Annotated in this window: 25 protein-coding genes; 13 read left to right on the top strand and 12 right to left on the bottom strand. The window is 64.2% G+C overall.

The window, feature by feature from the left end:
• Positions 1-6: 6 nt before the first annotated feature.
• Positions 7-2,424, top strand: a complete 2,418-nt coding sequence (gene lon / locus AC0L27_RS32775) for an endopeptidase La (protein ID WP_473321814.1) — start codon at positions 7-9, stop codon at positions 2,422-2,424.
• Between the two features lie 5 nt (positions 2,425-2,429).
• The gene (locus AC0L27_RS32770) at positions 2,430-2,585 is read left to right on the top strand and encodes a hypothetical protein (protein WP_275173166.1); all 156 of its coding nucleotides are present in this window, start codon (positions 2,430-2,432) and stop codon (positions 2,583-2,585) included.
• Positions 2,586-2,655: 70 nt separating this feature from the next.
• Here the strand turns inward: AC0L27_RS32770 and AC0L27_RS32765 are convergent, their stop codons facing one another.
• The 3 genes from AC0L27_RS32765 to AC0L27_RS32755 all read right to left on the bottom strand — a co-directional run bounded on the left by AC0L27_RS32765 (position 2,656) and on the right by AC0L27_RS32755 (position 6,159).
• Entirely contained in the window at positions 2,656-2,958 is a 303-nt protein-coding gene (locus AC0L27_RS32765) for an HU family DNA-binding protein (RefSeq protein WP_007601427.1), read from the bottom strand.
• Between the two features lie 357 nt (positions 2,959-3,315).
• Positions 3,316-4,548 (bottom strand): acetyl-CoA C-acetyltransferase, encoded by a 1,233-nt coding sequence (locus AC0L27_RS32760; RefSeq protein ID WP_275173168.1) that lies wholly within the window; start codon positions 4,546-4,548, stop codon positions 3,316-3,318.
• A gap of 147 nt (positions 4,549-4,695) precedes the next feature.
• The gene (locus AC0L27_RS32755; protein WP_473321813.1) at positions 4,696-6,159 is read right to left on the bottom strand and encodes a GH1 family beta-glucosidase; all 1,464 of its coding nucleotides are present in this window, start codon (positions 6,157-6,159) and stop codon (positions 4,696-4,698) included.
• A 491-nt stretch (positions 6,160-6,650) separates the two neighbouring features.
• Here AC0L27_RS32755 and AC0L27_RS32750 point away from each other — a divergent pair, with 491 nt between their 5' ends.
• Positions 6,651-6,857, top strand: coding sequence for a hypothetical protein (locus AC0L27_RS32750; protein WP_007601421.1), 207 nt, complete (start codon positions 6,651-6,653; stop codon positions 6,855-6,857).
• Between the two features lie 168 nt (positions 6,858-7,025).
• Here the strand turns inward: AC0L27_RS32750 and AC0L27_RS32745 are convergent, their stop codons facing one another.
• From AC0L27_RS32745 to AC0L27_RS32720, 6 genes are all read right to left on the bottom strand, one after another.
• On the bottom strand, positions 7,026-7,433 hold the full coding sequence (locus AC0L27_RS32745; RefSeq protein ID WP_275173171.1) for a hypothetical protein: 408 nt from the start codon (positions 7,431-7,433) through the stop codon (positions 7,026-7,028).
• 58 nt (positions 7,434-7,491) lie between these two features.
• A complete protein-coding gene (locus AC0L27_RS32740) occupies positions 7,492-7,659 on the bottom strand; it encodes a hypothetical protein (protein WP_275173173.1) in 168 nt (55 codons plus the stop codon).
• A gap of 169 nt (positions 7,660-7,828) precedes the next feature.
• On the bottom strand, positions 7,829-8,062 hold the full coding sequence (locus AC0L27_RS32735; RefSeq protein WP_275173174.1) for a hypothetical protein: 234 nt from the start codon (positions 8,060-8,062) through the stop codon (positions 7,829-7,831).
• A complete protein-coding gene (locus AC0L27_RS32730) occupies positions 8,059-8,358 on the bottom strand; it encodes a hypothetical protein (RefSeq protein ID WP_275173176.1) in 300 nt (99 codons plus the stop codon). Before AC0L27_RS32730 ends, AC0L27_RS32735 begins: the two co-directional genes overlap by 4 nt.
• A 152-nt stretch (positions 8,359-8,510) precedes the next feature.
• Positions 8,511-10,997, bottom strand: coding sequence for a TonB-dependent receptor (locus tag AC0L27_RS32725; protein WP_473321811.1), 2,487 nt, complete (start codon positions 10,995-10,997; stop codon positions 8,511-8,513).
• A 154-nt stretch (positions 10,998-11,151) separates the two neighbouring features.
• Positions 11,152-12,510: a histidine kinase gene (locus AC0L27_RS32720; RefSeq protein WP_473305993.1), complete on the bottom strand. Its 1,359-nt coding sequence runs from the start codon at positions 12,508-12,510 to the stop codon at positions 11,152-11,154.
• 145 nt (positions 12,511-12,655) lie between these two features.
• Between AC0L27_RS32720 and AC0L27_RS32715 the strand changes: the two genes are divergently transcribed.
• Positions 12,656-13,276: a response regulator gene (locus AC0L27_RS32715; RefSeq protein ID WP_018460280.1), complete on the top strand. Its 621-nt coding sequence runs from the start codon at positions 12,656-12,658 to the stop codon at positions 13,274-13,276.
• A gap of 69 nt (positions 13,277-13,345) precedes the next feature.
• Positions 13,346-14,191 carry an S-formylglutathione hydrolase gene (fghA, locus tag AC0L27_RS32710; RefSeq protein WP_473321809.1) on the top strand — a complete coding sequence of 282 codons (846 nt, stop codon included), beginning with the start codon at positions 13,346-13,348 and terminating at the stop codon, positions 14,189-14,191.
• A gap of 27 nt (positions 14,192-14,218) precedes the next feature.
• Here the strand turns inward: fghA and AC0L27_RS32705 are convergent, their stop codons facing one another.
• Positions 14,219-14,791, bottom strand: coding sequence for a DUF3280 domain-containing protein (locus tag AC0L27_RS32705; RefSeq protein WP_354065591.1), 573 nt, complete (start codon positions 14,789-14,791; stop codon positions 14,219-14,221).
• A gap of 59 nt (positions 14,792-14,850) precedes the next feature.
• Between AC0L27_RS32705 and AC0L27_RS32700 the strand changes: the two genes are divergently transcribed.
• The 6 genes from AC0L27_RS32700 to AC0L27_RS32675 all read left to right on the top strand — a co-directional run bounded on the left by AC0L27_RS32700 (position 14,851) and on the right by AC0L27_RS32675 (position 19,719).
• Complete coding sequence (locus AC0L27_RS32700) at positions 14,851-16,032, top strand: ABC transporter substrate-binding protein (protein WP_473321808.1); 1,182 nt, start codon at positions 14,851-14,853, stop codon at positions 16,030-16,032.
• Positions 16,033-16,042: 10 nt separating this feature from the next.
• The gene (locus AC0L27_RS32695; protein ID WP_473306000.1) at positions 16,043-17,023 is read left to right on the top strand and encodes a YVTN family beta-propeller repeat protein; all 981 of its coding nucleotides are present in this window, start codon (positions 16,043-16,045) and stop codon (positions 17,021-17,023) included.
• Positions 17,020-17,826, top strand: a complete 807-nt coding sequence (locus AC0L27_RS32690; protein WP_473321807.1) for an ABC transporter ATP-binding protein — start codon at positions 17,020-17,022, stop codon at positions 17,824-17,826. Before AC0L27_RS32695 ends, AC0L27_RS32690 begins: the two co-directional genes overlap by 4 nt.
• On the top strand, positions 17,823-18,671 hold the full coding sequence (locus tag AC0L27_RS32685) for an ABC transporter permease (protein WP_007612935.1): 849 nt from the start codon (positions 17,823-17,825) through the stop codon (positions 18,669-18,671). Before AC0L27_RS32690 ends, AC0L27_RS32685 begins: the two co-directional genes overlap by 4 nt.
• Positions 18,668-19,282: a hypothetical protein gene (locus AC0L27_RS32680; RefSeq protein WP_473321805.1), complete on the top strand. Its 615-nt coding sequence runs from the start codon at positions 18,668-18,670 to the stop codon at positions 19,280-19,282. Before AC0L27_RS32685 ends, AC0L27_RS32680 begins: the two co-directional genes overlap by 4 nt.
• Before the next feature lie 137 nt (positions 19,283-19,419).
• On the top strand, positions 19,420-19,719 hold the full coding sequence (locus AC0L27_RS32675; protein ID WP_007601401.1) for a copper-binding protein: 300 nt from the start codon (positions 19,420-19,422) through the stop codon (positions 19,717-19,719).
• A 126-nt stretch (positions 19,720-19,845) separates the two neighbouring features.
• Here AC0L27_RS32675 and AC0L27_RS32670 read toward each other — a convergent pair whose 3' ends face one another.
• Together AC0L27_RS32670 and AC0L27_RS32665 are read right to left on the bottom strand one after the other, a co-directional pair.
• On the bottom strand, positions 19,846-20,403 hold the full coding sequence (locus AC0L27_RS32670) for a PQQ-dependent catabolism-associated CXXCW motif protein (RefSeq protein WP_354065580.1): 558 nt from the start codon (positions 20,401-20,403) through the stop codon (positions 19,846-19,848).
• A 10-nt stretch (positions 20,404-20,413) separates the two neighbouring features.
• The gene (locus AC0L27_RS32665) at positions 20,414-21,295 is read right to left on the bottom strand and encodes a substrate-binding domain-containing protein (protein WP_473306009.1); all 882 of its coding nucleotides are present in this window, start codon (positions 21,293-21,295) and stop codon (positions 20,414-20,416) included.
• A 128-nt stretch (positions 21,296-21,423) separates the two neighbouring features.
• On the opposite strand from AC0L27_RS32665, the gene AC0L27_RS32660 reads away from it, so the two are divergent.
• Both AC0L27_RS32660 and AC0L27_RS32655 read left to right on the top strand, forming a co-directional pair.
• Complete coding sequence (locus AC0L27_RS32660; protein ID WP_473321804.1) at positions 21,424-22,350, top strand: quinoprotein relay system zinc metallohydrolase 2; 927 nt, start codon at positions 21,424-21,426, stop codon at positions 22,348-22,350.
• Positions 22,351-22,400: 50 nt separating this feature from the next.
• On the top strand, positions 22,401-23,219 hold the full coding sequence (locus AC0L27_RS32655) for a quinoprotein dehydrogenase-associated SoxYZ-like carrier (protein ID WP_473306013.1): 819 nt from the start codon (positions 22,401-22,403) through the stop codon (positions 23,217-23,219).
• Positions 23,220-23,229 lie beyond the last annotated feature (10 nt).

Here is a 23,229-nt window from a genome sequence, read left to right as displayed (position 1 = left end):
TCGATCATGGCCACCGAACCAGTGAATACCGCACCGACCAATCCCCAGAGCAATTCCGACGTGAAGATTCCCGAAGACGCGCTGATCATCATTCCCGTGCGCGAGATGGTGCTATTCCCCGGCGCCATCGCGCCGATCGCGATCGCGCGGCCGAAGTCGGTTGCCGCCGCGCAACAGGCGCTACGCGAGCAGCGGCCGGTCGGCATCGTCCTGCAACGCAGCCCCGAGACCGAGGAGCCCGGGCCGGACGACCTCTATCGGGTCGCGACCATCGCCAACATCGTACGCTACATCACCGCGCCCGACGGCACCCATCATATCGTCTGCCAGGGCGTGCAGCGTGCGCGCATCCTCGACTTCCTGCCGGGGACGCCGTTCCCGGCCGCGCGAATCCAGCAGATTCCGGAGCCGACCACCAGCACGCCCGAGATCGAGGCCCGCGGGCTGAACCTGCAGCGCCAGGCCATCGAGGCGATCGAGCTGCTGCCGCAGGCGCCGCCCGAGCTGATCGCGATGTTCCAGGGCACCACCGCGCCCGGTGCGCTGGCGGACCTGGCGACCTCGTTCATGGACATCAAGCCGCAGGACAAGCAGGAGGTGCTGGAGACCATCGACCTCGCTCTGCGTGTCGAGAAGGTGTCGAAGCATCTGGCTGAACGGCTGGAGGTGCTGCGCATCAGCAACGAGATCGGCCAGCAGACCCGCGCCAGCTTCGACGAGCGGCAGCGCGAAGCGATCCTGCGCGAGCAGATGGCGACCATCCAGCGCCAGCTCGGCGAAGGCGACGGCAAAGCGGCCGAGGTCGCCGAGCTGACCGCTGCCATCGCCAAGGCCAACATGCCGCCCGAGGCCGATGCACATGCGAAGAAGGAGCTGCGCCGCTACGAGCGCATGCCGGAGGCCGCGGGCGAGGCCGGCATGGTCCGCACTTACCTGGACTGGCTGATCGAGTTGCCGTGGGCGTTGCCCGCGGAGAAGCCGATCGACATCAAGGAAGCGCGCCGCATCCTCGACGCCGATCATTTTGGCCTGGAGAAGATCAAGAGCCGGATCATCGAATATCTGGCGGTGCGCAAGCTGGCGCCGCAGGGCAAGGCGCCGATCCTGTGCTTCGTCGGACCGCCCGGCGTCGGCAAGACCTCGCTCGGCCAATCCATCGCACGCGCGATGGATCGCCCCTTCGTGCGCGTCAGCCTCGGCGGCGTGCATGACGAGGCCGAGATCCGCGGCCATCGGCGCACCTATATCGGCGCGCTGCCCGGCAACATCATTCAGGGCATCAAGAAGGCCGGCACCCGCAACTGCGTCATGATGCTGGACGAGATCGACAAGATGGGCCGCGGCGTGCAGGGCGACCCTTCCGCCGCAATGCTGGAGGTGCTCGACCCCGAGCAGAACGGGACGTTCCGGGACAATTACCTGGGCGTGCCCTTCGACCTGTCGCGCGTGGTGTTCATCGCGACCGCCAACATGCTGGACCAGATCCCGGGTCCGCTGCTGGACCGCATGGAGCTGATCAGCCTCACCGGCTACACCCAGGAAGAGAAGCTGGAGATCGCCAAGCGCTATCTGGTGCGGCGGCAGCTCGAGGCCAACGGCCTGACGGCCGAGCAGGCCGAGATCGAGCCGGAGGCGCTGAAGCTGGTGGTCAACGGCTACACCCGCGAAGCCGGCGTGCGTAACCTCGAGCGCGAGATCGGCAAACTGTTCCGCCATGCCGCGGTGCAGGTCGCCGAGGGCACCGCCGTCAAAGTCGTCGTGACGCCGAAGGATATCGGCACCGTGCTCGGCCAGCCGCGCTTCGAAGGCGAGATCGCGCAGCGCACCAGCATTCCGGGCGTGGCCACCGGCCTTGCCTGGACACCGGTCGGCGGCGACATCCTGTTCATCGAGGCCTCGCGGGTATCAGGCCGCGGCGGCATGATCCTGACCGGCCAGCTCGGCGAGGTCATGCGCGAGAGCGTGCAGGCTGCGATGACGCTGGTGAAGAGCAAGGCCACGCAGCTCGGCATCGATCCGCAGCTGTTCGAAAAGAGCGACATCCACGTTCACGTGCCCGCAGGCGCGACCCCGAAGGACGGGCCGAGCGCGGGCGTTGCGATGTTCACGGCGCTGACGTCCCTGCTCACCAATCGCACGGTGCGCAGCGACACCGCCATGACCGGCGAGATCTCGCTGCGCGGCCTGGTGCTGCCGGTCGGTGGCATCAAGGAGAAGGTGGTGGCGGCTGCGGCCGCGGGCCTGAAGCGGGTGATGCTGCCGGCGCGCAACAAGCGGGACTACGACGACATCCCCAAGAGCGCGCGGGACAACCTCGAATTCATCTGGCTGGAGCGCGTCGACGAAGCCATCGCCGCGGCGCTCGAGCCGGCCGAGGCCCAAGCCGATGCCCAAGCCGAGGCCAAGGTCGAAGCGGCGGAGTGAATGCGATGAAGAAACTGCTGGAAAGAGCGAAGGAAGCGCGGACAACGCAGCGGCTGCGCCAGTTGCTGGATCGCGCCATCGACGGGGTTCGCGATGCGCTGGCGGCATCAGGACCGCGGCTTCAGCCGGTCCCGGTCAGGGTGAAGCGCCGCAAGGGTTGAGCCCTCCGTCTCAAGTCCTCGCGACAGCCCCAAACAAAAGGCCCCCTCGCTCGAGGGGGCCTTTGCGTCGTTAGCCCACGGCGTCCTTGGCGGCCTTGACCGGGCGGGCGCGGACGATCTTGCGGGCCGGCTTGGCCTTGAACATCATCTCTTCGCCCGTGAACGGGTTGGTGCCCTTGCGCGCCTTGGTCGCGGGCTTCTTGATGACCACGAACTTGGCAAAGCCCGGCACCAGGAACAGGCCGTTCTTCTTGAGCTCCTTGTGACCGACGTCGGTCAGCGTCTCCATGACGCTCTTGACGTCACGCTTGGAAAGCTCGGTGGTGGTCGCGATCTTTTCGATCAGCTGCGATTTCGACATTTGGGTGGCCATCGTGTCTCCTCTGATTCGTTGACGGCTGCATATTAGACCAACCGGTGAAGGCCTATAGCCTTCTGCACAGTTTTGTCGGGGTTTTACGGGCTTTTTTGGCCCTCTGTGGCAAAAAACCCTGCTTTTTAGCCACTTCCGGAGCGGGAGAGGCCTCAGGCAGCGGATTTTACCTTGTTTCAAAGGCCCGCACGCAGCCTTGCTAAAGCTGATTCGATGCTTTCGACAAGCGACGACCGGCCTCTTTGTGAAAGGCCGGCCGCGATTCACCCCGGAAAATAAGGCTAGATCGTCGTGATGCGGCGATCGCGGGTACTTTCTCTCGCTTATTTCTAAGGAGCGCGACGAGCTTCGCTCGCGCTAGATGCGCTCGATGATGACGGCCGGGGCCATGCCACCGGCCGCGCACATGGTGACGAGACCGCGCTTCAAGTCGCGCCGTTCGAGCTCGTCGAGCAGGGTGCCGATCAGGATCGAGCCGGTGGCGCCGATGGGATGGCCGAGCGCGATCGAGCCGCCATTGACGTTGACCTTGGCGCGGTCGAGCTTGAGGTCGCGGATGTATTTTTCCGCAACCACGGCAAAGGCCTCGTTGATCTCGAACAGGTCAATGTCGTCGATGGTCAGCCCGGCCTTCGCCAACACCTTGCGCGTCGCCGGCACCGGCGCGTTCAGCATCAGCGTCGGCGAGTCCCCCATGTTGGCCATCGCAACGACGCGGGCGCGCGGCTTCAGGCCGTGCGCCCTGGCGTAAGCGGGCGAAGCCAGAAGGATCGCGGCGGCGCCGTCGACGACGCCGGACGAATTGCCGGCGTGGTGCATGAAGTCGATTTCGAGGTCGGGGTACTTCTGCAGGATGAGGCCGCGATAGGTCGTGCCCTTGTCGTCGAGCGCATGGTCGGCGACCGCGGGGAATGCGGGCTTCAATGCGCTCAGCCCTTCCATCGTGGTCTGCGGCCGCGGATATTCTTCATGGTCGAGCGCGAGGCTGCCGTCCTCGCGATGCACCGGCACGAGGCTCTTCTTGAAGTGGCCGTTCGCGATCGCATGCGCGGCACGCTTCTGGCTTTCGAGGCCGAGCGCGTCGACGTCCCTTCGCGTGATGCCTTCCAGCGTCGCGATCGCGTCGGCGCAGACGCCCTGATGCGACTGCGGGTGCTGCGCACGCAGGCGCAGATTGCCGTTGTCCATCATCATCGGGCCGCCGCCGCGGCGTCCTTCCATTGACATCATCTCGCAGCCGCCGGCGACGACGAGGTCTTCCGCGCCCGCCATGATCGAGCTTGCGGCCATGTTGACGCTGGTGATGCCGGAGCCGCAGAAGCGGTCGAGCGTCACGGCACTGGCGCGCACGTCGTAGCCGGCGTCCAGCGCCGACATGCGGCCAAGATCGCCGCCTTGCGTTGCGACCTGTGCGCTGCAGCCCCAGATGATGTCGTCGACGTCGGCGGTGTCGATGCCGGTGCGCGTCGCGAGCGCACGCAGCACGGTTGCTCCCAGCTGCTGCGGATGAATGCCCGAGAGCGCCCCCTTGCCGGCCTTGCCCACGCCCCGCGGGGTCCGGCAGGCATCGATGATAAGTGCGTCGGTCATTGGCGTTATCCTCTTTTTGAATGGTTAGAGGCGTTTTGAATCAGGCGGCGAAGGGAGTCAATGCGCGCTGGCGGAACCCCTCACCCTGTCCCCTCAGCGCGAGCCAAGCTCGTCGCGCCTCTGCAAGAACGGGGCGAGACAGAGCAATCACACCCCCGCAGCGTTCTTCGCGATCGCGTTGCGGTAGAAACTGGCGCTGAGTTTCGGCGTACGCACCTGCGTGTCGAAATTGACGTGGTAGAGCCCAAAGCGCTTGTTGAGCCCGAACACCCATTCAAAATTGTCCATCAGGCTCCAGAGGAAGTAGCCGCGCACCGGTACGCCTTCGGCGGTGGCACGCTGGAGCTGGGCGAGGTAGTTGCGCAAATACATGATGCGATCGGTGTCGTATATCTTGCCGTCGGGCGTCACGACGTCTTCGCCGGAGGTGCCGTTCTCGCTGATATAGATCGCATCCGTCTTCCAGATCTTCGCCGCCAGCTTCGGCACCCAGTAGATCGTCTCGGGACCGACGCGCAGCCAGTCCGAATTCATGTGCGGGAACGATTTCGGGATCGGCAGCGGCATGAAGCCCGCGCCCTGGTCGGACGCCACCACGTAGTTCTGCGGCGCGTAGATGTTGAGGCCGAGGAAATCGACCGGCGAAGAGATGATCTTCAGCTCCGCATCGGTGTATTTCGGCGCGTCGCGCCCGGCGAACTTCAGGAAGGCGTCGGTGTACTGGCCCGTCATGATGACGTTGAGGTAGCCGGCGTTCATCTCGCGCAGCGCGATCTCGGCGGCGCGGACGTTCTCGGGCGTGTCGATCGCGGGGGCGCAGGCATCGATGTTTTCGGCCGGCCCCACCCTGGTGCCGCGGCGGCCATGGGCGCGTACCGCCTGGACCGCAAGCCCGTGCGCGAGCGCGCTGTTGTGCCTGATCTGGTTGACCTCGGCTTGCGGCAGCGTCACGCCCGGCGCGTCGATGCCGATGCCGTAGCCGAAATAGACGAAGCGGCCGCTCTCGTTCAGTGTGAACACGTTTTTGACGCGATCAGTCAGATGCTCGGCGACATAGGCCGCGTAGTCGCCGAAGATCTTGCAGGTCTCCGTCGAGCGCCAGCCGCCAAACCGGTCCTGGAGCGATTGCGGCAGGTCCCAATGATAAAGCGTCAGCCACGGCTCGATGCCGTTCTTGAGGAGCTCATCGATCAGACGGTTGTAGAAGTCGAGCCCCTTCGGGTTCGGCTTGCCGTCGCCGTCCGGAAACAGCCGCGGCCAGGCCACCGAGAAGCGATAGGCCTTGCAGCCGAGCTCCCTGATGAGCGCGATGTCCTCTTTGTAGCGGTGATAGTGCTCGTTGGCGCGGTCGCCGGTAGTACCGTCCTCGATCTTGCCGGGGATGCGGACGAACTTGTCCCAGATCGAGGCCCCTCGCCCGTCCTCGTTGACCGCGCCCTCGATCTGATAGGACGAGGTCGCCGTGCCCCAAACGAAGCCCGTCGGAAAGCCGTCCACGCTCCGCGGCGGCGATGCGGGCTTGGCGTCCGCGACCTCAAGAGGATTGGCGATTCCGGCTGCGGACAGTCCCGCCAGCGTGGCGAACTGGCGACGCGAAACCTTGTCCGACATTGATTATGCTCCGGGGCGATGCTCTTGCGGCGGCACCATGGCGAATCGCGGGTCGTTTGAGAAGCGGGCGACCCGAGGGCTGAGGATGCAGAATCGCCGAATGCGACGAAGTGGTCCGAAAGGGGCCACGGCGATCGTCGGCCGAGGTACCCCAAAGCCGAAATACCAGCCCCACCGTTATTCGAAGTCCCAGCCCAATCCGGCGAGGAAGCGTCAGTTCCCCTCGAGACGCTGGCCCGCTTACTTGCAGAATGCCCTAAACCGCTCGGAAATTACGACCAAAGTTCGCAAATATGGCGTATGGTGCGCCATCGCCGCTCCGCTCTGGGCGATTGTCTGTCTGCACTGGTCAAGCAAGGGAACGACTGACTTATGACGCGATTTGACCGCATGAGACCGTGGTAACTCTTCCGCTTGACCAAGCGCCTGTCCTGCCAGGGATACAACGACTGACCCCACGTCAGAGCCACTGTGAAGTTCGAGGTAGATATATGTCGTATGCCTACAAGCTGAATGAAGACGTTCGCCACCAGCCGCAAGGCCCGCAAGGACGTGCCGCAACTGAGCCACCGATGATTTACACCATCGTCCAGCATATGCCCATCGAGGCCGATGGACGTCTCCGATACCGCATCAAGTGCAAATCGGAGAAAATCGAGCGAGTCGTCACGGAAGATCAGCTTTCGTATTCGCAGTGATCTGCTTGATGACGGTGGCACTCCAGCGGCGGATGAATTGGCTCGGAGTTGCCATGATCAACGGCGGGACCGTTCTCGTTGCTTGGCGAACCTCAATTCCGGAATGTCTGCCTGGGTCAGGAGCAGACATGAGGTCCTTCCGCCGCACTGGCGCGCGGGCTTCCGCGATCAGCGCGAGCGCTTCGGCAACTTTGGCAGCTTGTCGGGATTGAACGGCGGCATCTGCCGGCTTCGTTCAGGTGCGGGCGCCTGCTGTTCCGTCAGAATCAGCGTACCCTGGAGGACCATTCCCGGCACCTGCACTGCCGTCGCCGTGTAGGTCGCGACCTTGCCCGGGCAGTTTCCCTCGATGTCCAGCGTGAGCTCATCGTCGATGCCGAACACCGTTGCGCGTCCGTCGGTATGGCGCTTCGTCGACACGGTGGCGGTGAAGCGATCTCCGTCGATCTTGCAGGAGCCGTGATAGGTCATCAGGCTGTCGCAGCCCCAGATCTGTCCGTCTGCGACATGGACGATCCCGGTCCCCTGATCGAGCGGCGTCTTGTACCAGGCGGCGTAGGTGCCGTCTTTCAACATGGGAGCAGTCTCCCCGGTATTCCCTCGCATCATCCACACGATCAGCGCTAACAAAGCGTTAATCGGGCGGCCCGTGCCAATCCGGGCTATCCCTGCGCAGCTCGGCTTCCAGGTCCTCGATGATGCTGTGAAGCAGACACGCGGCAAGTGGATCGGTCACTTCGCGCTCCAAACGTCGGTAACGCGCGATCTGGAATTCCTGCTCTCTCAACTGGTGCTCTGTCATCGGACGGGCCCTCCGACAAACCGACGCAGAGACAGCCAAGTCGTTTCGTTACAATTTTAGGATCATTCGCTATGGTTTCCGATCGGTAAAAACAACGCGACGCCAGGCTTCGCCGGCGCGCGGGATCATCGGAGGAGTCAAAAGATCGGATAAGCTGACAAGCGCGCTGTCACGGCACCTCGCCGGTGTTGCGACTCCCGCCGATGCTGTGCGGCTTGTTGAGGAAGAACTCCCGGTTGCCGAGAGCTGCCTCCGCGTACTGGTCGATCGCGACCTGGATGGCCTCGATGTGCATGCGGCACCAGCCCTCGAGGCAGGACAGGCGCCGCGCATGATGGAGAGCCTTCAGAAATTCCGGGGGCTCCGGCATATCGGAGAAGTAGGTCGGCCTCTCCCCCTTCATGCCCGTGCCATCTCTCGCGGCGGAACAAGGCGGCGCTTCTCGACACCGACGCGCGATGGCATCGGCCGCCGGCGGGGAACGAAGAGGCTGGCGACGACGATCGGGTCGGCGTCACCGAGGGCGGCCCGCTCCTGAACGAGCCCACTCATCACCGTGCGCATCTTCATGACTTCGCCTGCGACGAAGCTGCAGTCCTCGTCCCTGTTGATCTGTTCATGCATGATCGCCTCGGCCTCACGCATGCTGACGCGTAACGCCCTGATGATCCTGCGGATTTCGTTGATGCGGTTGTCCATGGCTCGCTCCCTTGGCTGGACGAGCAGCATAAGAACAAAACATGAACAATGAGTCAATCGGCTTTAGGTAGAGCACACCCATGCCGGCACGCCGCGCCGGCGAAGACGAGCCCCCTCGTCATCCCACATGCGCCGGGGGCTTGCGAGCCGGATCAGAACGTCACCCGCATCCCCGCATAGAATGCACGCGGCCTTGCCGGGCTGAGCGAGCGCGGGTCGGTGAACTCGGCGCCGCCGTTGGTAAAGTTGGGCACGGCTCCGGTATCGAAGAACTGTCCGTAGGTCGCAAAGCGCTTGTCGAAGATGTTGTCGATCTTGCCGTAGAGCTGGAAGTTCTTGGTCACCTGGTAGGACGTGTGCAGGTTGAACACGGTGTAGGACGGCAGCTTCGCATATTGGTTGGACTCGTCGCCGACCAGATATTGGCTGGAGACGAACAGCGCATTGCCGCCGACCTTCCAGACGTCGGTGACGGCATAGTCGACGCCGACCTTGACGCGGTGGCGCGGGATGGCGGGGAGCTGGTTGCCGGGCGAGACCTGGATGTTGCCGTCACCATCGGCGAACGGGCTGTTGGAGCCGATGGACAACGCGTCGAGGAAGCCCGCGTCGACGAAAGCGTAGCTCGCCTGGAATTGAACCGTCGGCGATTTGATGTTGATTTCGGCCTCGAGGCCTTGCCGCCGGGTGCGGCCGACATTGGAGAAATAGCCAAAGCCGGTGCGGCCGGGAACGGGGATCGCGACGATGTCGTCGTAATTGGTGGCGCGGAAGCCGCCGATTTTCCAGCCGAGCGTGCCGATGTTTAGCTCCCTGCTGCCACGCAAGCCCGCTTCCACGGTCTTGGACACGACCTGCTTCAGCGGCGGATCGGAGACGAGGAACGCGGCGATGAGACAGGGACGGGCAGGATCGGAGCAGCCGAGTTCGAGCGGCGTTGGAACGCGGTTGGCCTCGGAATAGCCGGCATAGGCCGTCAACTCCGGCGTGATCTTGTAGGTGCCGCCGATCACCGGATTGAAGCGGGTGAAGGTGTGATCGCCGTTGAGATCCGCCCCGAGCTGATCCTCCAGCGAGATGCGCGCCACATTGAATCGGCCGCCGCCGGTGACGGCGAAGGCGTCGGTGATATTGAACGTGTCCATCGCGTACAGGCCGTTATATTGATTGACGGTCCGCAGCGAAACGGGACCGGCGACGGTGTTCGGCGCACCGGTCGGCCCCAGGAAGAGGCCGCTGCCGTTGACGACGTAGTTTTCTCCGATCGTGCCGATTTCGGCGGTGGCGTTATAGCGCGTGACGCTGGCGTCATAGGTCGCGCCCATCACGAAGCGGTTGTCGTGGCCGAACAATTGATCGGTGTTGGTGGCCTGCCCCGACACGCCGAAGGTGGTCGAGCGTATCGAGCTGCGGTCGATCTCGCCGAGGATAGTCCCGGACGCGAAAGGATTGGCAAGCGGCAGGCCGTTCACGCCGTTTGCCGGTGTGGCGCCGTCGCCGAAGCAAAGAAGGCCGGCCAGCCCCGGATCGGTGCATTCCTGCGCGTCGGTCGGATTGCCGTCGACCAGCTTCTGCTCGTACCTGCGCACATGCGCAGTGCCTTCGAGCGTCCAGGTCGGCGTCGCATCGACCTTGCCTGTCAGGTTGAGATAGCCGACGCGATTGGAGGTGGTCTGCGGTGTCGTGTAGGTCGCGCCCCAATATTTGTCGAGCAGCTCGGCGGGAACGGTGGCGCTGGCGCCGAAATCGTTCTTGGCGACGCCCATGTTGGCGTGGAATTCGCTGTCGCCGGCCTTGTAGCCGACATCGCCGTAGAAGCGCCGCACGTCCGATTGGGAGAAATTGCGGAAGCCGTTGTCGTGCAGGCCTTCGAGCGCGGCATAGACGGCGTAGTTCTTGTCGACCGTCTTGCCCCATTGCGCCGAGCCCTGGATACGGCCGAACGAGCCGCCCATGAGATCAAGCTCCGCGCCCTGGTAGGTGAAACCGTCCTTCATTTGCAAATTGATCGCGCCGCCCAGCGCGTTGAGGCCGAAGGCGGGATTGTTGGTCACGAGCGTCACCGACCGGATCGCCGCGGTCGGGATCAGGTCCCAGTTGACGGCGTCGGAGAAGGCCTCGTTGATGCGAACGCCGTTCTGATACACAGCCAGGCCTTGCGGCGTGCCCGTCACCGGAGATGCAACGAAGCCGCGGAATTCGACATCCGGCTGAAACGGATTGCCGGTGACCTCGCTGATGTTGACGCCGGCGATGTTGTCGCGAAGCGCATCGGTAATGTTCAGCGAGCCGGTGCGCTTGATCTGGCTGGCGTCGACGGCGTTGATCGCCGACGGGACCTTGTCGACGTCAAGACCTCTGCCGGTACCCGGTGCGGTCGGGTAGACGTAGAGGCGCGTCTTGGGGCTGGCGGATGACGGCGCCCCGATGTGCGCGACCGGACGCGATGACGCGGTGCGCCGCGCCGTTGACGGCGGCGGCGCCGTCACTTCGACCGGCGGTAGGTTCTGGACGTTCGTTTCCTCGTCCGGTGCAGCCCCCGCGGGGATCGCGAAGACACAGACCACCCCGGCCGAAACCGAGGCCATCAACAAACGACGCTTGAACCAAATAGCCTTGAACCAATGAGCCTTGCCCATCCCCTGCCTTCCCATCCGTAACCGCCAGCTGTTTTAATCTTCGCCGGTTGGTTGAGACGAGTGTAATCGGCGGCAATGAGTGCGCCAGCCACAAAAGGTCGGACCATATCCGCACCCGTTTTCCCGACCAAATCGGGAATTTTTCCCGACGCGATCAGGCCGCCGCCGTCGGAACCAGTGCCTCGACGGTCAGACCGCCATCGCCGGACACGACGTTGAGCGTGCCGCCCAACGCCAGGATCCGCTCGCGCATGCCCACGAGCCCGAAGCCGAGCTTCTGGCCCGGCTCCATGCCGCGGCCATTGTCGCTGACCCGCACCCGGGCACAGCCGCGGCCGTCGCTTGCCGCCTGCGCCACCGGCTCGATGACGACGTTGACCGAGGTCGCGCCGGCGTGGCGGAACACGTTGGTGAGCGCCTCCTGCACGATGCGGTAGATGGTGAGGTCGGCGGTCTCCCCCGTGACGCCAAGCGCCGGCGAGATCACGGTCTCGATGGCCACATCGGGATGCGATTCCCGCCACAGCCGCGACAGCGATTCCAGTGCCTGGCGCAGGCCGAGCTCGGCAAGGCCGACGGGCCGGAGACGCTCCAGCACGCGGCGATTGAACTGCTGAAGCGCGTTGATCTGCTCCAGCATGGCACTGCCGTGTTTTCGCACGGCCTCCGCACTCGGGGCGCGTCCGTCCGCCTGCTTCGCCAGCGCGCTGGCATGCGCGCGTAGCGAAAACAGATATGGCCCGAACTCGTCATGGAGCTCGCGCGCGATCTCCTTGCGCTCGACATCCTGGAGCGACACCGTTCGCTCGGCGAGGCGCCGCTTGTCCTCGATGGCGTCACTGAGCGTCGCCGCAAGATGGTTGAGCTTGCTGCAGATCGCGGCGAGCTCCGGTGCGCCGCCCGGCGCGACGCGCGCCTGATAGCGGCCGTCTTCGAGCTCGGCCATCACATCCGCCAGGGACTGGAGCGGCGCCAGTGCCCGGCCGACCACATTCATCATCACCAGGAACAGCGCCAGCGCGATCGCCGAGCCGACCTCGAGCTGGGTCACGATGGCGTCCCAGATCTCGGCGATCTCGTCATCGGGATGGGAGGTGATCAGCAGTGAACCCGGCTTGCCATGGATCGAGACGGGTACGCTCACCGCCGTCTGCTCGGGATGAACGAGGCTGACAAACCAGGCCGGCGGCGCGCGGGTGTCGTCATCGGCGTCGGTCCGGGGCTGCGTCAGCGGACTGCCGGCTTCGTCCCGCAGCGCGATGCTGACATGGCGCAGGCGGCTAAGGTCGCGTGCGATCTGGTTCAGCCTGGCATCCGGATCGGGAGCCTCGTTGAGGTCCGCCACGATCATTTCGATGAACTCGCGCGCGAGCCGGATCACGCTCTGGTCCTCGGCCTGCACGCGGGGCCCGGCTTCCGCGACCTGGCGGCCGATATTGACGGCGAGCCCCAGCGCCAGCAGCAGCGCCAGCAGCAGGTTGATGCGCCCGCGCAAGGATAGATTTTGCCACATTGGTCTCGCCCGTACCCTTGCGGAGGATTGGCCTGCGCCTGTCCGATGACGTTGACAGAGGCGAAGCGCCCGATATCTAATCGAAAGCGTACAGCAATCCCGGCCGGGCGCGAAACAGGCCAAGACGCTGTCGCGAGGAACGCCTATGCGCATTTTGATCGTCGACGATCATCCCATCGTCGCCTCCGGCTGCCGTGCCGTGCTGGCCGACGAGGGCGAGATCGAGATTTTGGAAGCCGCCGACGCCGAAGACGGCGAGTGCGTCTTCATCGTCGAGCGCCCCGACCTTTCGATCATCGACATCAACCTGCCGACCGTGTCCGGCTTCGAGCTCGCGCGCCGCATCCTCGAGCGCGCGCCCGAGGCCCGGATCATCATGTTCAGCATGAACGACGACCCTGCTTTCGCCGCGCGCGCAATCGAGTGCGGCGCCAAGGGCTACGTCTCCAAGACCGGTGATCCCGACGATCTCGTCGAGGCGATCCGCACCGTCGGCGGCGGCGGCACCTATCTGCCGAGCGCGATCGCGCGCAGCATCGCCTTTGCGGGGCCCGCGCTGGCGCAAAGCCCGCTGTCGAAGCTGAACGCGCGCGAGATGGAGATTTTGCGGTTGCTCAGCGCCGGAAAGAGCCTTTCCGAGATCGCCTGGCTGGTGCAGTCGTCCTACAAGACTGTCGCCAACACCTCGTCCATCATGCGCCAGAAGCTCGGGGTCAAAACCTCTGTCGAGCTGGTGCGGCTGGCGATCGACAGCGGCGTGGCCTGACGGCGGCCCCGAATTCGGTCACACAAGCGTTGCAATCCTGATGTGGTTTGATGCCACGGAGCAAATGGCATGACGATCCAGACTGTCTCGACCAATACATCCTATGGCGGCGTGCAGGGCGTGTATCGCCATGCCAGCCAGGCGACCGGAACCGACATGGTGTTCTCGGTCTATGTTCCCCCGCACGCGCAGGGCGCCAAGCTGCCCGTGGTCTGGTATCTCTCCGGCCTCACCTGCACGCACGCCAACGTCACCGAGAAGGGCGAATTCCGCAAAGCCTGCGCCGAGCTCGGCTTGATCTTCGTCGCGCCGGACACCAGCCCGCGCGGCCCCGACGTACCGGGCGATGCCAACAATGCCTATGATTTCGGCCTTGGCGCCGGCTTCTATGTCGACGCGACGGAAGCGCCGTTTTCACGCAATTATCGCATGTGGAGCTACGTCACCGACGAGCTGCCGAAACTCGTGGCGGAGAATTTTCCCGCCGATGCGAAGCGCCAATCGGTGATGGGCCATTCGATGGGCGGCCATGGCGCGCTGACGGTCGCGCTGCGCAACCCACATCGTTTTCGCGCGGCCAGCGCCTTTGCGCCGATCGTGGCGCCATCGCTCGTGCCCTGGGGCATCAAGGCGCTGACCGGCTATCTCGGACCGAACAAGGATACCTGGCGCAGCCACGACACGGTGGCGCTGATCGAGGACGGCGCGAAGTTTTCGGGCTTCCTCGTCGACGTCGGCGAGGCCGATAATTTCCTGAAGGAGCAGCTTCGTCCTGAATTGCTGCAGGCGGCCTGTGCCAAGGCCAACATCCCGCTGACGCTGCGACGGCAGGCGGGCTACGACCACAGCTATTATTTCATCTCGACCTTCATGGGCGACCATCTGCACTGGCATGCGGAGAGATTGAAGGGGTAATGGCTTCTTCTTCTCTCTTGGAAGAACCTACTCCGGCTTGCCGTAATTCGGTGCCAGCAACCGGTTGCGGATCAGATAGCTCATCGTGCGCGTCCAGGATTCATCCGTGTTGCCGCGCATGTCGGCGCTGGCGGCCGTGATCATGTTGCCGGTCTTCACGTCTCGCAGGTAGATGTTCAGATTGATGATCAGGTTCGAGACCTTCTGCACCATGCCGGTGATCTCGAGGTCGGCACCCAACTGCCCGGCAAGCTGGAGATCGCAATTGCCGCAGGCCTGCAAATTGCTGTGTCGGGCCGCGTCCCGGATCGGCGCGATATCGAGCAGCTGGAACCTGCCTGACTCAACCAGTGCCTTGCGCAACTGCTCGCTGATGAGGTCGAGCCTCGCTTCCTCCGGCTTGGAGCCATAGAACTCTCCGGGCAGGCTGGTGTCGATCAGTTCGAAATCGAACACCGCGAGTTTCGGCGGATCGGCGAATGCGACCGAGCCCGTCAACAGCAAAGCGGCGAAACACATCAGCGCTCGCATGATCGTGATTCCCGGCCTCACGCGCGCGAGGACGAAATGCGGGGTTGCATGCCCTGACAAATCGGTCATGCTTTAGCATGAGACAATTCTCCATCGGCGGTCAAGCCGGGGAGTTGTGCGGAGGAAACATGATCCGATGGTTGGTCGGCCTGATCGGCTTGGGACTTGCTGCGACGAGCGCGCTCGCGGCCGACCCTGTCATGATCGGCGTCGGCTATCTCGGAATCGCCGGCGCCAGATCGACGCTGTCGCTGGTCGAGCAGCCCGCAGAGAATGATGGGGTCGCCGGCGCACGCCTCGCCATCGAGGACAACAACACCACCGGCAAATTCCTCAACCAGCGTTTTGCGCTCGAGGAGCGCCGGATCAAGGAGGGCGAGGACGCCGTGCAGGCCGCGACCGATCTCGCCACACGCAACGGCTTCATCATCGCCGACCTGCCGGCCGACGCGCTGCTGAAAGTCGCCGACGCCCTGCGCGAGCGCGGCACGCTGCTGTTTAACGCCGGCGCGATCGACGAGCGACTGCGCGAGGCCGATTGCCGTGCCAACGTCATCCACACCGCGCCGACGCGCGCAATGCTGGCGGACGCGCTCGGTCAGTATCTGGTGTGGAAGCAGTGGAAGCGCTGGCTGCTCGTGGTCGGCTCGCATGACGAGGACAGACTGTTCGCCGATGCGCTCCGGCGCACCGCGGCGCGGTTCGGCGCCAAGATCGTGCAGGAGCGCAGCTTCGAAGACAAAGGCGGCGCGCGCCGCACCGACTCGGGCGTGACGCTGATCCAGCGCCAGATGCCGGTGTTCACGCAGCAGGCACCGGCCTACGACGTGCTGGTCGCCGCCGACGAAAGCGAGGTGTTCGGCGCCTATTTGCCCTATCGCACCTGGGATCCGCGGCCCGTCGCGGGCTCGGCCGGCCTGGTGCCGCGGAGTTGGGACGCCGCGCAGGATCAATGGGGCGCGATCCAGATGCAGAACCGCTTCGTCAAGCTGAACGCACGGCGGATGACCGCGCTCGACATGCAGGCCTGGACGGCCGTACGCATGATCGGAGAGGCCACCTCGCGCACCAATTCCGGCGACATCAAGAAGGTCACCGATTTCATCAAGGGCCCGGAGTTCTCGGTCGCCGCCTTCAAGGGGACAAAGCTGACCTTGCGCGATTGGAACCTGCAGCTGCGCCAGCCGATCCTGCTGGTCGACGGCCGCATGGTGGTGTCGGTGTCGCCGCAGGAAGGTTTCCTGCATCAGGTCTCCGAGCTCGACACGCTCGGCTATGACCGCCCGGAGAGCAAATGCAAGCTGAAGTGAGGACATTAAAGTGAGGACTTGGACGTTGCGCGCGTGGCGTGTTGGGTTGCTGTCCGGACTGACGCTGGCGGCGGCGCCCGCGCATGCGTTCATCGCCTATGTCTCGAACGAGAAGAGCAACACGGTGTCGGTGATCGACACCGAGAGCTGGACGGTCACCAAGACCATCAAGGTCGGCCAGCGCCCGCGCGGCATCGACTTCACGCGCGACGGCAAGTTCGTGATGGTCGCGGTCGGCGACGACGACACCATCCAGATGATCGACGCCAAGACGCAAAGCGTGGTGGACAGCCTGCCCTCCGGGCCCGACCCGGAATTGTTCGCCCAGGATGCCGCCGGCAAGATCCTCTATGTCGCCAACGAGAACGACAACACGGTGACCGTGATCGACCTCGAGAAGCGCGCCCGCCTTGGCGACATCCAGGTCGGCGTCGAGCCCGAGGGCATGACCATCAGCCCGGACGGCAAGACGCTGATCAACACGTCCGAGACCACCAACATGGCGCATTTCATCGACACGTCGTCGCGCCAGATCGTCGCCAACGTGCTGGTCGACGCGCGGCCGCGCTTTGCCGAATTCAAGCACGACGCTTCCGAATTGTGGGTGTCCTCGGAGATCGGCGGCACCGTCTCGATCATCGATCCCGGCAAACACGAGGTGACCGGCAAGATCAATTTCGAGATCCCGGGGTTGAGGAAAGAGGCGATCCAGCCTGTTGGCATCGGCATGACCCGGGACGACAAGACCGCTTTCATCGCGCTCGGACCCGCCAACCGCATCGCCGTGGTCGACGTCGCAACGCGCAAGGTGACGAAATATCTGCTGGTCGGACAACGGGTCTGGCACATGGCATTCACGCCGGACGAGAAATTTCTGCTCACCACCAATGGCGTGTCGAATGACGTCTCCGTCATCGACGTAGCCGCGCAAAAGGTGATCAAGACCATTCAGGTCGGCGAACTACCCTGGGGTATCACGATCGCGCCATGACCAGCCCTGCTCCCATCGCCGAACAACGCGAAACACCAAGGCCCGATCCGGCGGCCGTGCCCGCGCTGTCGATCGACAGCGTCAGCCACGCCTATGGCCCGCGCCGCGCGCTGATGGACGTGTCCTTCAACGTACAGCCCGCGAGCTTCACGGCCCTGCTCGGCCTCAACGGCGCAGGCAAGAGCACGCTGTTCTCGCTGATCACGCGGTTGTTCGGCATCCAATCCGGCCGCGTCGGCATTTTCGGCCATGATGTCGGCACAAGCCCCGGCGAAGCGCTGCGGTTGCTCGGCGTCGTGTTCCAGCCGCGCACGCTCGATCTCGATCTGTCGCTGACGCAGAACCTGCTCTATCACGCCGCACTCCACGGTATCAGCCGCCGCGAGGCCCGCGCGCGAGCCGCCGAGCTGCTCGACCGCATCGGGCTGACCGAGCGCGCCGGCAGCAAGGTGCGCGATCTCTCGGGCGGGCAGATGCGGCGGCTGGAGATCGCCCGGGCGCTGTTGCACCGGCCGCGCCTGCTATTGCTGGACGAGCCCACCGTCGGCCTCGACGTCAAGGCGCGCGCCGACATCATCAGCCATGTGCGCCAGCTCGTGAGCGAGCAAGGCATCGGCGTGCTCTGGGCCACGCATCTGTTCGACGAAATCATGGCCGGTGACGATCTCGTGGTGCTGCACCAGGGCAAGGTGCTGGCGCAGGGGCCGATGAGCCGCGTCGTCGCGGAAGCCGGCGCGCAGGACGTCAACACCGCCTTCATGCGCCTGACCGGCGCGCAGTCCCTGCCGGGCGGCGGCGCATGAGCAGCATCACCACCCGCGAGGCGCCGCGCGGCTTCTCGGCCGCCGAATACATGACCTGCCTCACGGGCATCGTCTGGCGCGAGGGACTGCGCTTCCTGCACCAGCGCGAGCGTTTCGTCTCGGCGCTGGTGCGGCCGCTGGTCTGGCTGTTCATCTTCGCCGCCGGATTCCGCCAGGTGCTCGGCATCTCCATCATCCCGCCTTACGAGACCTACATCCTCTACGAGGTCTTCATCGCGCCCGGGCTGATGGCCATGATCCAGCTCTTCAACGGCATGCAGTCCTCGCTCTCGATGGTCTATGACCGCGAGATGGGGAACATGCGCACGCTGCTGGTAAGCCCGCTGCCGCGCGGCTACCTGTTGTTCTGCAAGCTGCTCGCGGGCACCGCGGTGTCGCTGCTCCAGGTCTACGCGTTCCTGCTCATCGCCTGGTTCTGGGACATCACCCCTCCTCTATCAGGCTATCTCACCGTGCTGCCGGCACTGATCCTGTCCGGATTGATGCTGGGCTCGCTCGGCATGCTGATCTCCTCCGGCATCAAGCAGCTGGAGAACTTTGCCGGCGTGATGAATTTTGTCATTTTCCCGATGTTCTTCGCTTCATCGGCACTCTACCCGCTCTGGCGGGTGCAGGAAGGCAGCCCCTATCTCTACTATGTCTGCGAGGCCAATCCGTTCACCCATGCGGTCGAGCTGATCCGCTTCGCGCTGTACGGACAGATCAACTGGATCTCGCTGGCGGTGGTCGCGACCTGCACAATCGTCTTCATGATCGGCGCGATCTATGCCTATGATCCCTCGCGCGGGCTGGCGCGACGGGGCCCTGCGGGAGGCGAAGGATGACGGTTCGGGTGCTGGCCATGGCCGCTCTGATGCTCGCAGCCGCGAGCACGGCGGCACGCGCGGCCGATCCGCGCTATCCGGATTGGCCCTGCACGCAGGCCAAAGTGCCGGATATTTCGCTCGCCGCGGTATGGGCTGGTCCTTCGCTCGACGACGTGCAGAACAAGTGGAAGGAGGACGCCAAAGTCAGCGCGCTGGTGGCCAAACTGTCGGCACGCAAGACGCCGCTGGACGAGGCCGAGAAGCTGGTGAAGGAGTTCTTGGCGGGCTCCGCGGCCGATAAGACCGCGAATGCGAAACTGCTGTTCGCAGGCCTCTTCGACACGCTCAACGCCCAGCGCTCGCAGGTCATGAGCGGGCTGGAACGCGTCAGCCGCAAGCAGCGCGAAGCCGCCGACAAGATCCGCGAGGAGAGTGTCCAGCTCCAGGCGCTCCAGGGCGCCACGCCGCGCGACGAGGCTAAGGTCGATGCGCTCAGCAACGAGCTGATCTGGAAGACTCGCATTTTCGAGGACCGCTACAAGGTGGTGCGGTTCGTTTGCGAGGTTCCCACCACAATCGACCAGCGGCTGTTTGCGCTCGGACGCGTGATCCAGCAGGAAATGGAATAGCGTCAGCCTCACTGACCGCTTGCGGCAGGTTCCCGCGCCACCATTGCGATCATTAACCTGTCGCCGCGCTATATGCCGGAACCAAATCGATCTAGGATGTCTTGTCGAAGGGTAATCCAAGGCATCGGGAGGCCTCGATGGGAACCACGAAATTCATCCTCGCAGGCGCTGCGGCCATCAGCATGCTCGCAAGCAGCGCATTCGCTGACGATCTGACCGGAATGGTCACCCGGATCGATCGGCTCAACAGCACGATTTCGATCCAGCAGACACAGAAGGGCACAGTCGGCGGCAGCGCAGGCGGCGCCGGCGCGCTCCAGGAGTACAAGGCCAAGGATGCCGCGATGCTCGATGCCGTCCACGCCGGCGACAGGGTGAGCTACTCTGCGACCGACAATAACGGCACGGGCACGCTGACGAAGTTGCAGAAGCAGTAGGCTTTCCTCGCCTCTTCCCACGTGCGACAGGGCGTCATGGCCGGGCTTGTCCCGGCCATCCACGCATAGCCACGCGGCACGAAGAACGTGGATGCCGGGACAAGCCCGGGCATAACGATCTCTTGCCTACTGCTCCGGCCGCGGCTCCGGCTGCGCCTCCTCGGTCGGAAGCTTGGCGCGCTCCCAGCCGTCGGTGCCATCGGGATACCAGGCGATGTTGGAATAGCCGTACGCGAGCGCGCGCTTGGCGGCGTTCCAGGACATCCAGCAATCGGCCAGGCAATAGATCACGAGCAGCGCGGTCTTGTCGCCGTGTGATGCACGCGCGAGGCCACGCTGAAAGTAGTCGTCCATGGCTTGCGGCAGCGTGCCGTAGCCGGTATCCGGCAGCCAGATGCTGCCCGGAATGTTTTTGCGCGGCGCCTCGCGCCAGACGGTACCCGCGGGAAGGTTCTTCGGCTTCGGCGCGCGCGGCAGCACGTCGATGAAGGCGCCGCTCTTCGCTTGCCAGATCGCCTCGGCTTCTGGCGTCGACAGGACGCGCGCCCCGCCGAGCGTCGCCGGCACAGGCGCGCGGTAGTTATCGGTGCGATAGCCCTCGGGCTCGAACGGCTCCTGCTGCTGCGCAACGACCGGCGCCACCAGCATGGCGGCTACCAGCGCAGCGGCAAGATGCCGCCTCATGGCGTCTGCCTCATGGTGCCTTCTTGGCCGTCTCCGCGCCGAGCGGCCGATTGTTCTCGTCCAGCAGCGGCACGCCGAAGTCGAGCAGGATCTTGTTGATCTCGCCTTGGTTCTCCTGGATCAGCTTGTTGAGTTGCCGCTTCCAGTTCTGGTCGGCGCCACGCACGCCCATGCCGATGCGATACACCAGTTTTGGCCCGGTGGTTTCCTTCACCAGCGGGGTGACATGAAGCGATCCCGCCTTCTTTGCGTAGAACCCCGCCATCGGTCCCCACAGCACGCCGGCGTCGATCTTGCCCGCCGTGAGATCATTGATCATTGCCTGCGCTGAATTGTCGTAGCGCGTGTCGATCATTAGCGGATAGGGCTTTGCATCGCCCATCAGTCCCGCGATGGCCATATTGGTCGCAGGCGGTGTGCCGGCGACGATGCCGACATGCTTGCCCTTCAGCCTGGTATCCTCGAGCGTGTCGACCTCATCCAGCCCGCTGCCTGCTTTCGCAACCAGAGCATAGCTCGTGCGGTAATATGGATTGGTGCCTTGCACGAGGTCATCGCCTTGGGGGAAGCCCATGATGACGTCGCAGCGATGCGCGCCAAGCGTCATGCGCACGAAGCCGGTGGCTTGCGGAAAAAAGACATAGTCGAGCTTCTTCTGGAGCTTGTCCGCAAACAGCTCGGCAAGCTTGTTCTCGAACCCCTCGCCCTTCTCGTTCGAGAACGGCAGATTGCGCGGGTCGGAACAGACCCGCAGCACCTTGGGATCGACCAATTCGAAGGAGAGGTCGCCGGCGTCGTTGGTCTGCGCGATGGCGACGTCGCCGAACGCGCAAGATGCAACCAGGATACTCAGTGAAAACAACCAGCGACGATGTCGTCCGGCCTCCGTCATCGCGCTTCCTCCTGGGCTTGTTTGAATGCTAGCCATGCAACGCATGACGCGCCATGTTTTGCCAGACTGTGTGCTGGCTTTTTTTGTTGCGGTGCAATGCGCGCAACCCTTTGAACTGAGGCGGAAAAGTGTCTCGCATCGCTCTCGTGATCGCAGCCTTGTCCCTGCTGGTGACAGCGACGCTAGCATGCGCCGCAGCGGCCGAATTGCCTGTGAGCGAAGTCGCGCCGGGAATCTTCGTACACTCCGGGACCATCGCCTTGATGACCCGCGAGAACGAGGGCGACATCGCCAATGTCGGATTCATCGTGGGCGAGGATGCTGTGGCGGTGATTGATACCGGCGGTAGCGTTCGCGAGGGTGAGGCGCTGCTGGCGGCGGTGCGGGCCCGCACGAGCAAGCCGATCCGCTACGTCATCAACACCCACGGCCATCCGGACCATGTTTTCGGCAATGCCGCCTTCGCCGTCGGGGACACCATTTTCGTCGGTCACAGCAGGCTGCCGCGGGCGCTGGCTGCGCGCGGGCCGTACTATCTCGACAATTTTAAGCGCATCATGGGGGACGAATTGATATCCCCCGTGAAAATCGTGCCGCCCACAATGCTTGTCACGGACACAATGACGCTCGATCTGGGCGCGCGCCGCCTGACCTTGCGGGCCTGGCCGGCCGGGCACAGCGACAATGACCTGACCGTGTTCGATGAGATGACGAAGACGCTGTTCACTGGCGACCTTGTCTTCCTCCGCCATATTCCGGTGATGGACGGCAGCATTCGCGGCTGGCTCGGCACCCTCGGGGAACTCGAGAGCATTCCGGCGCAGCGCGTCGTTCCCGGTCACGGGCCCGTGAGCGAATGGCCGGCAGCGCTGACCGATGAACGGCGCTATCTGACGGCACTGCTGGCGGACGTCCGGGCATCGAACAAGAAGGGCGAGCCGATCCGAACCGCCGCAGACAAGGCCGCCGCCTCGGAACGGCCGCACTGGGAGCTGTTCGACGACTACAACGCCCGCAACGCAACCGCAGCATTTTCGGAAATTGAATGGGAGTAGCGGACGCGCTACGATGCGCGAAACGTTGCTTCGTCCGCGGGACCAAGACCATGACGGGATGCACGCGCCGACTGCCTCTGATCGCCCTGCTCCTCGGCATCGCATTCGCCGTGCCGGTGCAGGCTTACGAAGCTTACGATCCCTGGCCGGGACTGGTGCAGGACATCTTCAGCAACCGTCCGATGAATGACGGCGGCAATGTCATTGGCATCGAGATGCCGTATCGCGCCGAGGACGCGGCCATCGTGCCCGTGACCCTGCGCAGCAAGCTCTCGCCCGGCGATGCCCGCCGCATCCGTTCGATCACGCTGGTGATCGATCGTAATCCAGCGCCGATGGCCGCGAAGTTCGAGCTCGGACCGGATGCCAACGTCACCGAAATCTCGACGCGCGTGCGCGTCAACAATTACACCGACGTCCATGCGGTGGCCGAACTCAGCGACGGCCAGCTCTATGTCTCGAAAGTCTATGTGAAGGCTTCCGGCGGCTGCTCCGCACCGGCGGGGAAGAATGCCGAGGAAGCCCAGAACCGGCTCGGGCAGATGCGCTACCGGCAATTCGCGCGCGAGGAGGCCCCGGCGAGCCGCATGCGGGAGGCGCAGATCATGATCGGCCATCCCAACAATTCCGGGCTGCAGATGGACCAGGTCACGCAGCTCTACATTCCCGCCTTCTTCGTCAACCAGCTCAAGCTGACGCAGGACGACAGCCCCGTGCTTTCGATGGAAGGCGGCATCTCGATCTCGGAAGATCCCAATCTGCGCTTCACCTACGTGTCCAACGGCGCCAGGCGTTTCCGCGCGGAAGCCAAGGATACAGACGGACACGTGTTCCGCAACGAGTGGGATGTGGAGAAGCCGGGGACGTGAGGGCGTCCAT

Source organism: Bradyrhizobium sp. Ken51, from assembly GCF_055807435.1.
This window is presented reverse-complemented; position numbering and strand designations above follow the sequence as displayed.